The following is a 12,642-nucleotide window of genomic DNA, read 5'->3' as shown; positions in this document are numbered from 1 at the left end:
TCAGTGTCACCGCAATGAGCATTCGCCTTTTCGCTCAATGGTGTTGTGCCGCCTTGCGATTGACAATGCACGATTCGTCCACAAGGCTTTCCCTACGATCAACCTGCCCCCTTCAAGCCCATGCACGGTTCAGCGCGCAGCCAGTCCCTGCGCGACCAGCCAATCCTGGATCAATGCGGCCACCTGGTCGGAGTTGTGATCCATCATCATCATGTGGGTGTTGCCGATGATCCCCTTGCCGGGCAGGTCGATCTCGTCAGCCCGCCCACCTTTGTCGCGCACGGCGGCGATCATCTTCTTCAACGGCGCCTGGATGGACTGCCAGCGTGCGGTCTGACTGATCTTGTCACCCCAGACGAACAGCAGCGGTACCTTGGCCAGAGGGCTCAGATCCACCGTCGCGGGATCGACTGCCCCTGAGGGTTCAATCCCGATGACTGCCTTGACCTTGTCCGGATAGCGATTGGCCATGGTGTAGGCAAAGGTGCTTCCCTGGCTGTGCACCATGATCACGCAAGGACAGATACGCTGGACCAGTGCATCGTAAGCGCGCGCGGTAGCGTCATCATTGGTCAGCCAGCGTGGCACGCCCTGTTTCATGAACTGATCAAAGGCGGCCACAGGAAACTGCGTATCGGCATAGGCTCGCTGATGGGCAGCGTCCTGGTAACTGTCGGGAGGGCCGATACGGAACAATTCCCAGGCTTCCTTCTTGGTGCGGAACACCGGCTCGCTGTTGAAGACTTCCGGATAGCGCGCCCATGAGGCGCGACCACGCTCCACAGCATCGGAGACATAGACGTCATGCCCGGCCTTGAGGAAGAACATCTGCCAACCAGGCTGACCGTCCGGCTTGGTTTCCCAGGTAACGCCGCTGAGTCCGCCGCCATGCCACATCAGCAAGGGATAGGGGGCGCGCCTTGCCTGGGGTGCCAGCTTGACGTACTGGGTGTACATCTGCTCGACCGCGAATTCGCCGTTCGGGTCCAGCCGCGTCAATGGCGAGGTCGGCGTAAAGCGGACTTGCTTGATCGGCAAGCCCTCAAGGCTGACGGTACGTCCGCCGGTATGAAAGCTTCCCACCTCGGCTACCGCCAGGCTGCCTACGCCATCCGGACGGCTCGTCTGAAGGCTGCTGCACCCGGCCAGCGCGATCATGCTTGCCGCTGCCAGGGCGGCTGTCACTTGGAATGTCATTGCGTCTCCTGTTCTTGTGTTGTGTCGAGCAAGCTGCAGCCGGCGACGCTGCCATCGGCGACACGACGCGCTGCAGGAAAGACCTTAATGCAATAGGTTGCACTATGGAATTTCTTTTATTTCTATCATCCTGTCCGATTGAGCAAGCATATTGCCTGTGAGTGCTTACCCGGATCGCATAGCGTCCGTGCGTGCTGCCGGGCCTGAAGAGCGCATCCTTGTCTCAGGCCGCTGGGCGATATGAGTCGTGGCAAGCACAGTGTCCTGCGCTGGCGCGACGGTGGTCATCGGCGCCATCGTCGGCGCGGCGGCCTAGCCGGTCATAGCCATCCCAGCCAGTCTCCCCACACAAGTTGCCCCAGGTAGCGCGCCGGCAGCAGGGTCAGCGAGCCCGCAATCACGCAGGCCGCGATGTACAGGCGCTGCATGCAACGGCGGTGGGTAGCGATATCGGCCCGGGCCAGCGCCGAAAATGCCTTGTACAGTGACCACAGGGTAAAGGGCACCAGCAGGTGGATAGGCGTAAATCCGGCAATATTGGGCTGGCGGCCGTCGCGGATGAACATGGCCGATACCGCCACCGCAACGATGCAGGTCGTCCAGGCATAGCCCAGCGCCCGATGCCAGCGCGGACGGACAATGCGGCCCAGCCTGGCCCACAGGGCAAAGGGGCCGATCAGGACGGCGCACAGGGCGGCAGCAAGATGGATGGCAATGATGGGCATGAGGTACATGGACGGCCTTCGGTTCTCTGGATCGATAGCCGATTGTCCCGCCCGGCATGGCGCCGCCCCAGCGCCATGCGACGAAACACCGAATTGCTGCCCTGGATGGTAGTGGGCCCGCGACCACCGGCTGCCTCGGTGCTCACACCTGCACGTCGTCCTCATCCCCCACCAGCTCCTTGACCCGACGTGCCAGCACTTCGGCGGCAAACGGCTTGGTCAGGACCTGCATGCCGCGGTCCAGATGACCGTGATTGAGCACGGCATTCTCCGCATAGCCGGTCACGAAGAGCACCGGCAAATCCGGTCGAGGCGCACGGATGGCATCGGCCAGCTGGCGACCGTTCATGCCATTGGGCAGGCCCACATCAGTGAGCAGCAAGTCGATCTCCGGGCAGGCGGCCACCAGGCGCAGGGCCGAGGGACCGTCTTCGGCTTCCAGCACGTTGTAGCCCAGGTCTTCCAGCACTTCCACGGTGACCATGCGCACCAGCGGCTCGTCGTCCACGACCAGGATGGTCTTGCTGCCCGGTGCCGCCCCGGCCGCCAGCTCCTCGTGCAAGGCGAGGTCCTCGCCCCTGTCCTCCCCGGTATGGCGCGGCAGGTAGATGCAGATGGTGGCGCCCTGTCCCAGCTCGGAATAGATGCGCACCGCGCCACCGGACTGGCCCGCAAAGCCGTAGACCATGGACAGCCCCAGGCCGGTACCCTGACCGGTCGGCTTGGTCGTGAAGAAGGGATCGAAGGCGCGCGCCACCACATCCGGGGTCATGCCGGTGCCGGTATCGCTTACGCACAGCGAGACGTACTGGCCTGCGCCCACGCCGCGCTGGGCCGCCGCCAGATCGTCGAGCCAGCGGTTGGCGGTTTCGATAGTGAGCCTGCCACCATGGGGCATGGCGTCGCGGGCGTTGATGCACAGGTTGAGCAAGGCGTTTTCCAACTGGCCGACATCGACAAAGGTGTTCCACAAGCCGCCGGCGGCGATGGTCTCCACGGCGATCGATGGCCCTACGCTGCGCCCGATCAGTTCATGCATGCCGGCCACGATGCGGTTCAGGTCGGCTGGCGTCGGGTCCAGCGTCTGTCGGCGCGAGAAGGCCAGCAGTCGCTGCGTCAGGGCAGCGGCGCGCTTGACGGCGGACTGCGCGCCGGCAAGGTGGCGCTCGATGTCGGCAATGCGCCCCTGGGCCAGGCGCACCTTCATCAGCTCCAGGCTGCCGCTGATGCCAGCCAGGATATTGTTGAAGTCATGTGCCAGCCCGCCGGTCAGCTGGCCAACGGCCTCCATCTTCTGGGCCTGGCGCAAGGCTTCCTCGGCATTGAGCAAGGCGGTGGTGCGTTCGTCCACGCGTTGTTCCAGGGTTTCATTGAGGGTGCGCAGCGCCGCCAGGGCGCGGTCACGTTCGGCTTCGACGGCACGGCGGCCTTCGATGTCGATCAGCACGCCGGGGAATTTCCTGGGCTGGCCCTGCTCGGTCAGCTCGACCCGGCCATTGGCTTCCAGCCAGTAATAGCGGCCATCGCGCCGGCGCGTACGATATTGGTGGGCATAGGCGCCACCCCGCACCAGCGCCTCGCGCATGCGCGCGGTCAAGACCTCGCGGTCGTCCGGATGCACGGACTGCATCAGTTCTTCCAGATCCAGGCTGGAGAGATCACGGCCGGCATCGATGCCAAAGGCCAGCGCAAAACCTTCATCCACGTTGAAACGGCCGGACGGGATATCCCAGATCCAGGTACCGATGATGGCGCCGGCTTCCATGGCCAGTTGCACCCGCTCGACGTTGTCACGCAGGGCCGCCTCGGTCTTCCTGCGGGCCGTCACATCGCGAAACAGCACCGACACCTGGCGCATCTCCACCGGCCCCACGCGGGTGGCCGAGACCTCGATATGGCGCCCGGCCGCCACGAACTCCTGCTCGAAGCGCACCGGCTGGCCCGTCTGCAGGACGCGACCGTAGATGTCCAGCCAGACCTGGGCGTTGTCGGGCTCGACCTCGCGCAAGCGCTTGCCGACGATGCCGGCAATACCGGTATGGCGCTGGTAGCCCGAGTTGGCCTCGATGTGGACGTAGTCGCTCAGGGGGCCGTGTGGCCCATCGATGAACTCGATGATGCAGAAACCATCGTCGATGGCTTCCAGCAGGGCATGCCGGTAGGCGCTGCTCAATGGAGAATTCCCCTCTGCTGCCGCTTGGTGGTTCAAGTTTCCCCCTCTGCTGGTCTGGGCCGGGACACGGGTGTGGGTCGTCACTGATCCCGATGGCCAGCAACATGATAATGCAATCCCGCACGCGGCCCGCATGACAGGGCCGCAGGCCACACGTAGAATCCCTGCCTTGCGCGTGCCGCGCGTTTTTCCGTTCAATGAAGCCATGACATCACACGACGCTCCAAGCTCCCCCGCTGGGCAAGAGATGACCGCCCGGCTTGATCACCTGGTCCTCAATACCCACTACGACATCGATGCTGCCGCGGATCTGCTGCAGGCGCTGGGCTTCACGCTCACGCCACGCGGTCACCATACACTGGGCTCGGTCAATCACCTGGTGGTCTTCCCGGGCGGCTACCTGGAGCTGATCGGGCAACCGCGCCACAGCGAAAAGGTACGCCAGGAAATCCTGGATAGCCCGGTGGGGCTGGATGGTCTGGTCTACGCCGTCGAGGATGTGCCAGCCTGCCACGACGCCTGGCAGGCTATGGGCCTGCAAGTGCAGCCGGTACAGCACTTCTCGCGGCCGGTGGAACTGGACGGCGCCACCCTCGATGCGCGTTTTTCCACGGTCAGGCTGATCCCTGGCCAGTTCGCGGCCGGCCGCGTCTATGCCTGCCGCCATTTCACCCCCGAGCTGGTCTGGCGCGATGCATGGATGGCGCATCCCAACGGTGTGCAGGGCATCGCCAGCCTGCTGGTCACTGATGCCGACCCCGCCGCTGCGGCCAGACGCTACGCGCAACTAGGCCAATGGACAGACGGCTTCCGCCTGGACTTCGCCCACCCCGGCGACCTGCCTGGCCGCTATGGCACGCTGAGCGCCCATGTGCCGACACGCGCGGCCTGCTTCGCCGTGCTGCGACTACGCGGTGGCGACCGCAACATGATTGCCGCACGCGCGCAGCAACTGGATCTGCCCTGCCAGCACGACGCCGATCGCCTGGTGCTGGCCTTGCCGGCCTTCCAGGCCTTGCTGGAATTCATCGACTGATTCGCATTGGTCGACCGGCACCGGCATCAGCGCACCGCGGCGCCCTGGGATGGATGCGGAGCACAGTCCTCAGGCAGCGCCTGCCCCGGTGAGATCAAGGGAATCACCGCGGCCACCGGCGCCACCAGGGCCAGGGCCGCTGCCGCGCCGGCGCGTGCTGCCAGGGCCTCCTTGCTGGCACTGATCACCGGCCTGGCCAGCGTGCCGCGCACATACAAAGGCGTTCTCAGGGAGAGGATGCGCAGCTTCCGGACGCGCGGATGGATGTCCAGCGCCAGTTCTTCGCGGGCCAGGTCGACCTGGCCGCTGATATCGATGACGGCATCCTCGGTGTTGACGATGCCGCGCTGAAAATCGGCCTTACCATCCTTGATCACCACATCGGCGGCACCACACAGCAGGCGTGCTGGCTGATCCTGGTACAGCTTGGCGAAGACCGCATTGGCGACATTCAAACCGGCAGCCTCCAGGACGAAACGACTGATCTTGCCCGGCCCCAGATCCACCTTGACCTCACCTTCGGCGCTACCCAGCATGGCGGCGATGGAGTTACCCGTGCCACGCAGCTCGGCTTGCGCGTCCAGCCTGCCGACACTGGCCTGCAAGCTGGAGAGCCGAGGAAAGAGCTGCCGCACCTGCACCTCATGCAACTGCATCTGCAGGTGCGAGCGGACCTGGTCTGCGCGGCCATCCAGGCTGAGCTCCCCTTCGCCCTTGCCACCGGCCAGGGCAAAGCGCAGTGGCGCGGCCGTCAGCACCTGGTCCTGCAGACGGATGGTGGTGCTGGCATCCTGCCATTCCAGTCCCGGCCGCAACTCCACCCGCTGCGCCTGGATCTTGATATCGGCATCCAGCCTGGCCCAGCGCTGCACCGGCATCGGCTTGCCGGAGAACACACGCCCGGAAACCGCCGCAGTCGACGCAGTCGACGCCTTGCCCATCTCCATGGCCGGGAAAAAATCGGCCAGGCGCAACAGTTGCGCCTGGGTGCTGACGTCCAGCCGGTTCCTGGGCGGCCCCTTGAGATAGCGGGCATCGCCCGCGAAGTCACTCTCCCCGACCTTGCCGGTAAAGTGCGTATAGCGCCAGTCCCACTGGTCGCTTGCGCCATCCACGCGCGCAATGCTCAGGCTGCCCTCGGTACTGAAGGGCCTTGAGGCCGGCAGGGGGACGCCGGTAGCCGCATAGAGCTCGCCAAGGCTGCTGCCGCTCAGGCGCAGATGGAGATCGGCGCGCTCAAGCTGGCGGGGATTGATGAGATGTCCGGAGAGTCCGGCATGGACCTGGCCGATCTGTCCCTCTGCCTGCAGGGGATAGACGCTGCCGTCATTGAGCAGGTCCGGCAGGCTGCCGCCCTGTACCCGCCCCTGCACGCTCGCCTGTCCATAGCGACCGGACACGTCTGCCGCCAGGGCCAGTCCGCTCGTGTCCACCGTCGTGCCGGGTCCGTCCTTGATCAGAGCGGGGGCGCTCTGCGCCGGCCCATTGGTCCGAAAGACCAAATCCAGGTCCAGCGGCTGGTCGGTGTAACGCACCGCCAGGCTATCGACACGAACGCCATGAAGTTCGACGCTCCAGGCCGATTCAGGTGTATCAGAAAAACGCCAGTTCTTGCGCTGCTGGGCGTCGCGCAGCATGATCAGGTCAAGTGCGTCGATACGCAATCCGGTGATATGCCAGTGCCGATGCAGCAGTGACCAGGGAGAAAAGGACAGTTCCACGCGTCCGGCGCGCAGCAGAGGATCGCCCTCGCCGGCCCAGGCGGGATTGCCGAGCGCAATCTGGTCGGCCGAGAAATGCAACTGCGGCAGCACCCGCGACACCAGCGTGCCGTCGGAGGGCCCCATGCGCCAGGAGAGGCGCAGCGGCCCCGTCACGCTCACCTCGCGCGCGAGCACTGTGGCCGCCTGGTGCAGCAGCCAGGGCTTGGCGCCGTTCCAGCCAGCCAGGGTCACCAGCAACGCCAGCAACAGCGTCAACGCGGCCAGGAGCATCATCCCCCGGGCCAGCCAGGTCCACGCCAGCGACCAGCGATTGCGCATGTCGGACTCCCTTCCCGTGCTCTTGTTCTTGTCGACCAAGCGCAAGAGTATCAGGCTTACCGGAAATGCTGGCTATAGGAGGAAATGCCGCCCGCCTGTCAGCGTGACGGCAGGCGCCGATTCAGAAGGTTTCCCAGGCGTCGTCATCCTGCTGCACCGGCGCCTTCAAGGCGCGGGCGGGGGATGGCAGCGGTCGGGACAGGGGAGCCGGCTTGCGCTGGGCCGCCAGCGGCTGCACCGGCACGGCGGCGACGGGCGCCACGATGGTGCTGCCCTGCGCCAGCTTGAAGATGCTGATGGCCTGGGACAGGCGCATGGCCTGCTCCTGCATGGCGCCGGCCGCAGCGGCAGCTTGCTCCACCAGGGCCGCATTCTGCTGGGTGCTCTCATCCATCTGGGCGATGGCGTGGTTGATTTCTTCGATGCCGCTGCTCTGCTCGGCGCTGGCCGCCGAGATCTCGGCCACGATATCGGTCACGCTGCGCACGCTGGACACCACCTGTTCCATGGTCGCACCCGCTTCTGCCACCAGCTTGCTGCCGCCATCGACCTTGCCCACCGAGTCATCGATGAGGGACTTGATCTCCTTGGCCGCCGCTGCCGAGCGCTGCGCCAGGCTGCGCACTTCGGTGGCCACCACGGCAAAGCCGCGACCCTGTTCGCCGGCACGGGCGGCTTCCACGGCCGCATTCAGGGCCAGGATATTGGTCTGGAAAGCGATGCCATCGATCACGCCGATGATGTCCACGATCTTGCGCGAGGACTGGTTGATCTCTTCCATGGTATCGACCACGCGGCCCACGATCTCGCCGCCCTGCAGGGCGATCTGCGACGCCGAGGCCGCCATCTGGTTGGCCTGACGCGCATTGTCGGCATTCTGCCGGACGGTCGAGGTCATCTCTTCCATGGCCGAGGCGGTCTCTTCCAGGGAGCCGGCCTGCTGCTCGGTGCGCGAGGACAAGTCCAGGTTGCCGCTGGCGATTTCACCGGAGGCCGTGGTGATGGCCTCGGTACCGCGCCGCACGCCACCGACGATGTCGAGCAGGTTGTCGTTCATCTTGCGCAATGCCAGCATCAGCTGGCCGGTCTCGTCGCGCGAATGGGCTTCGATACGGGTGCTCAGGTCGCCGGCAGCGACGTTCTCGGCCACCCGCACGGCTTCATTGAGCGGGTCGACGATGGAGCGTGCCATCAGGTAGCCCATGATGATGGCCGCCAGCACGGCCACTATCGAACAGGCCAGGGTAACCGTGATGGCCACGGCGCCATCGGCCACGGCGCGTGCGCCTTCGTCGCGCAGCTGCTGGTCCTGGGAATCGGCAAAGGCGCGGGCCAGGTCGAGATAGGTGTTCTGGGCCGTGGTGATCTTGCGCAGCACGTATTCCTGTGCGCCCTCGGCATTGCCGGCGCGCACCAGCGCCAGCAACTCGCCCTTGCCGGTATCGAAGGCCGCGCGCGCATCTTCCAGCGCCTTGATCTTCTTCTTGCCCACTTCGCTGACCTGGCGTGCCGCGATCTTGTCGATCGCTTCCTTGGTCTGCCTGACGGCGACGTCCATCTGGCCGTAGCGCTTTTCGTTCTGGTCAGGACGGGCAACGTCGATGACGATGCCGCGCAGGTACTTGATCTGTTCGTTGACGCCATCGCGCACGTCAAAGCCCCAGCGTACCTTCAGGTAGCGGTCATTGACGATCTGGTCGATCGAGCGATTGATGTTGGTGATCTTGATGTAGGCGGTCACGCTGACGATCGCCAGCAGCGCCACGATCAGGGTGAAGACCGCCGCCAGGCGCACGGCTACCCTGAGATTCCTGAAATACGCAAACATGGTTCTTCCCTTTGCTGTTCATGTGTTAGCTGTCTCTCCATTCTCTTGAAGACCGGCCTTGTTCTTGTTGAACAGCGGTGGCGAAGCACCCTGATACTTTTATTGTTGGTTGGGCGTCATGATGCTTGAGCCATTGATGCAAAGCAATATCGAATCCAATATTTACGCCGGAATGTGGCTAAGTCGTCACACAACTAGTTGTCTCACTTAACTATTCAGCAAGTAATTAGAACACCACACCTGAACCCAGAATGATGTTGGCGTAAGGCGTGCACTCCCCTGTGCGGATACAGGCACGGGCGCGCCAGGTATGTTCCTTGAACACGTCATGGGACACCGAGCGCTTCTGGGGCAATCCCAGCGCGTTGATCCGGGCTGCCATCGCAGGACTGGCCACCGGCAACTCATCGGCCACGATGTGGTATTCGACCTGCAGTTCGGTCAGCACCGTCTGCAGCACGCTCATGAAATCGGGAATGCCGCGCGTGAGAGCGAGGTCGATCACGGGCACACCCGGCGGCACCGGCAGACCGACGTCACCGATGACCAGGGTATCGCCATGGCCCATGGAGGCAATCACCTGGGAGATAGCGGCATTGAGCAAGGCGGTTTTTTTCATGGCGGTCCTGTTGGTTCCTGTTGGTTTCTGCTTCTTCCTGGTGATCAGAGCACGACTTCGTCGCGGCTGGGAATGGAGGTCTGGGCACCGGCGCGCGTGACACTCAGGGCGGCCGCCGCCTGGCCATAGGCGATGGCCTCGAACTGGTCGCGGCCTTGCGCCAGGGCGCCAATGAAGCCACCGATGAAGGTGTCGCCTGCGGCCGTGGTATCGACCGCCTGTACCTTGCGTGCCGGCAGGTGGCGCTTCTGGCCATCGGCGAAGGAGCCATAGACGCCCTTCTCGCCCAGCGTCACCACCACATTGCGCGCGCCCTGCACATGCAGCCTGTCGGCCAGCAGCGGGATGTCTTCCGAGGCCAGGCCGGCCAGCATGGCGGCCTCGATCTCGTTGAGGATGAGGTAGTCGATCTTTTGCAGCAACTCGTCCGGGAGTGCGCGCGCCGAGGTCGGTGCCGGTGCCGGATTGAGAACCACTGTCTTGCCCAGAGCATGGGCCAGTTCGATGGCGTGGATGACGGTCGGCATCGGCACTTCCAGTTGCAGCAGGACGATGGAAGCACGCTCGATCAGAGGCCGGGCGCGCTCGATGTGATCGACGTCCAGCCGGCCATTGGCACCGGCGGCGATGACGATGCTGTTCTGCGCCTGCGCATCGACCATGATGGAGGCAATGCCGGTGGCTTCCCCGGCGATCTCGTCGACGTGGCTGTCATCGATGCCGGCGGCCACGATGGAGGCACGCATCTGGGTGCCAAAGGCATCGTCGCCCACGCACGCCACCATGGCCACACCGGTACCGGGCGCGGCCAGGCGCGCGCAAGCTACCGCCTGGTTGGCGCCCTTGCCGCCGGGGATGGTCATGAAACGCTCGCCGGCCAGGGTTTCCCCCGGCATGGGCATGCGCGGCACGCGCAATACCAGATCCATGTTGATGCTGCCGATGATGACGATCATGTCGATGCTCTTGTGTCTTCAGGTTGTTCAGGTTGGAGGCATGTACGGGGCCGTGGAGCCGCGCACATGGAGTTGCGGCGCCACCGTTTCGCGGCGCGCCGGCAAGGCCGGGTCGGCGATGCGTTCCAGCAGGAATTGCGCGGTCAGGTTGCCCAGCCGGCGCGTGTTCTGGGCCACCGTGGTCAGTGGCGGATGGACGAACTGGGCCAGTTCGATATCATCGAAGCCGATCACCGACAGCTGACCGGGCACCTCGATCTGCAATTCACCCGCGGCCCGCAAGACGCCAATGGCCATCATATCGTTGCAGCAGAAGATGGCGTCCGGTCGGCTTTCGCCCTGCAGCAACTGCATGGCGGCCTGGTAACCGCCGATGCCGCTGAAGTCGGCATGCAGCAGGTCGGCCTCGGCCATCGCCACGCCGCCCAGGGCGAGCGTACGGCGCAAGCCATCAACCCGCTCGTCGGACAGCTCCAGCCCGGCCGGGCCGGCGATGCAGGCAATGCGTCGGCGACGCAGCTCCAGCAGGTGGTGGGCCGCCAGCTGGCCGCCCAGGAAATTGTCGGTACTGACCAGGTCGATATCGCGCTCCTTGGGGGCGCGGTCCAGCAGCACGGTGGGGATATCGAGCCGACCGGTCGGCTGCAAGTGGCTCTGGTTCAGGGTGGCGATGATGAGGCCATCGCAGCGCTTGGTCTGCAATACCTGCAGATAGTCGCGCTGCTTGTCGGGGTCATCATCGGAATTGCACAGGATCACGCTATAGCCGGCGCCATAGCAGTGATCCTCGATGCCGCGTGCCAGCTCCGAAAAATACGGGTTGGTATTGTTGGGGATGATCAGGCCGATACTGCCGGTCACCTTGCTGCGCAGGGAGCGCGCCAGCGCACTGGGGACATACTCCAGGTCCTTGACGGCCTGCAGCACCCGCTCGCGCGCCTCGGCGCTGACCGGGCGGGTCTGGTTGAGCACGTGGGACACCGTGGTGTACGACACCCCGGCCAATCTGGCGACATCCTTGATGGTTGACATGGTGGCTGTTCAAAAGCGTGGGCAAGCCCGACGCCTAGCGTGCGTGGCGTTGGCCACGACGACGGTAAGTGTCGAGAATGACGGCCACGACAATGACCGCGCCCGTGATGATACGCTTCATCGGCTCGCTCACACCCACCTGCGCCAGCCCGGCTTCCAGCACCGAGATGATCAGTACGCCGATGAAGGTGCTGACGATGGAACCACGACCGCCCATCAGGCTGGTGCCGCCGATGACGACAGCCGCAATCACCTGCAGCTCCATGCCCACGCCGCCATTGGGGTCGGCCGCCTCCAGGCGCGAGACCTGGAACAGTGCGGCGATGCCGGCCAGTGCGCCCATCAGGGCGAAGGCCAGGATCTTGCTGGGATTGGGATTCACGCCAGACAGGCGCACCGCTTCCTCGTTGGTGCCGATGCCGATCCAGTAGCGTCCCAGCACGGTGCGGGTCAATACCAGCTGCGCGATCACCACGATGGCAATGGCCGAGAGGAAGGCCGGCGACATGCCCATCAGGATGGGCGAGCTGATCACGTCCACGGCGCTGCCGATGTATTCGGTGCGCGAGTTGGTGACCTGGTAGGCCAGGCCACGGGCGATCTCCAGCACGCCGAGCGAGACGATGAAGGACGGGATGCGCCAGTGCACCGACACCAGGCCGGTCAGCGTGCCGCAGGCCGCGGCCACCACTACACCCAGGGGTGCTGCGGCATACAGCGGCCAGCCCCAGCGCACCATGGCCATGGACAGCATGGAGGCCGCCAGCGCCATCACCGAGCCGACCGACAGGTCGATGCCGCCGATGATGAGGATGAAGGTCATGCCCACCGACATGACCACCAGCGGCGGGATGTCATTGGAGAGGGTGATGAAGGTGGCCGCGCTGAGGAAGTTTTCGCTCAGGAAGGCGAACATGACGCACATGGCCACGAGCGCCGCGACCAGTCCCAGATAGTTCTTCAGGCCGGCCAGGTAAGCCGCCTGGCGGCTCTTGGGCAGGGAGGATGAGGTAGAGGTTTGCATCTGTCGGTTC

Annotated in this window: 10 protein-coding genes; 1 reads left to right on the top strand and 9 read right to left on the bottom strand. The window is 64.7% G+C overall.

Annotation, left to right across the window (positions count from 1 at the left end; all coding sequences use genetic code 11):
- Positions 1–129 precede the first annotated feature (129 nt).
- The 3 genes from ACIPHN_RS00690 to ACIPHN_RS00680 all read right to left on the bottom strand — a co-directional run bounded on the left by ACIPHN_RS00690 (position 130) and on the right by ACIPHN_RS00680 (position 4,131).
- Complete coding sequence (locus ACIPHN_RS00690; RefSeq protein ID WP_400431293.1) at positions 130–1,197, bottom strand: esterase; 1,068 nt, start codon at positions 1,195–1,197, stop codon at positions 130–132.
- Positions 1,198–1,517: 320 nt separating this feature from the next.
- A complete protein-coding gene (locus ACIPHN_RS00685) occupies positions 1,518–1,931 on the bottom strand; it encodes a DUF2306 domain-containing protein (RefSeq protein ID WP_400431290.1) in 414 nt (137 codons plus the stop codon).
- Between the two features lie 133 nt (positions 1,932–2,064).
- Positions 2,065–4,131, bottom strand: coding sequence for a response regulator (locus ACIPHN_RS00680; protein ID WP_400431287.1), 2,067 nt, complete (start codon positions 4,129–4,131; stop codon positions 2,065–2,067).
- 211 nt (positions 4,132–4,342) lie between these two features.
- Here ACIPHN_RS00680 and ACIPHN_RS00675 point away from each other — a divergent pair, with 211 nt between their 5' ends.
- A complete protein-coding gene (locus ACIPHN_RS00675) occupies positions 4,343–5,131 on the top strand; it encodes a VOC family protein (protein ID WP_400431285.1) in 789 nt (262 codons plus the stop codon).
- A 26-nt stretch (positions 5,132–5,157) separates the two neighbouring features.
- Here ACIPHN_RS00675 and ACIPHN_RS00670 read toward each other — a convergent pair whose 3' ends face one another.
- The 6 genes from ACIPHN_RS00670 to ACIPHN_RS00645 form a co-directional block, all read right to left on the bottom strand.
- A complete protein-coding gene (locus ACIPHN_RS00670; RefSeq protein WP_400431282.1) occupies positions 5,158–7,173 on the bottom strand; it encodes an AsmA family protein in 2,016 nt (671 codons plus the stop codon).
- Positions 7,174–7,294: 121 nt separating this feature from the next.
- Entirely contained in the window at positions 7,295–9,001 is a 1,707-nt protein-coding gene (locus tag ACIPHN_RS00665) for a methyl-accepting chemotaxis protein (protein ID WP_400431280.1), read from the bottom strand.
- A gap of 226 nt (positions 9,002–9,227) precedes the next feature.
- A complete protein-coding gene (gene rbsD / locus ACIPHN_RS00660; protein WP_400431277.1) occupies positions 9,228–9,620 on the bottom strand; it encodes a D-ribose pyranase in 393 nt (130 codons plus the stop codon).
- 44 nt (positions 9,621–9,664) lie between these two features.
- The gene (rbsK, locus tag ACIPHN_RS00655) at positions 9,665–10,576 is read right to left on the bottom strand and encodes a ribokinase (protein ID WP_400431274.1); all 912 of its coding nucleotides are present in this window, start codon (positions 10,574–10,576) and stop codon (positions 9,665–9,667) included.
- A 27-nt stretch (positions 10,577–10,603) separates the two neighbouring features.
- A complete protein-coding gene (locus ACIPHN_RS00650; RefSeq protein ID WP_400431272.1) occupies positions 10,604–11,608 on the bottom strand; it encodes a LacI family DNA-binding transcriptional regulator in 1,005 nt (334 codons plus the stop codon).
- A 34-nt stretch (positions 11,609–11,642) separates the two neighbouring features.
- Positions 11,643–12,632: an ABC transporter permease gene (locus tag ACIPHN_RS00645; protein WP_400431269.1), complete on the bottom strand. Its 990-nt coding sequence runs from the start codon at positions 12,630–12,632 to the stop codon at positions 11,643–11,645.
- Positions 12,633–12,642: the final 10 nt, after the last annotated feature.

Source organism: Herbaspirillum sp. NPDC087042 (assembly GCF_044745245.1).
Classification (GTDB): domain Bacteria; phylum Pseudomonadota; class Gammaproteobacteria; order Burkholderiales; family Burkholderiaceae_D; genus Herbaspirillum.
This window is presented reverse-complemented; position numbering and strand designations above follow the sequence as displayed.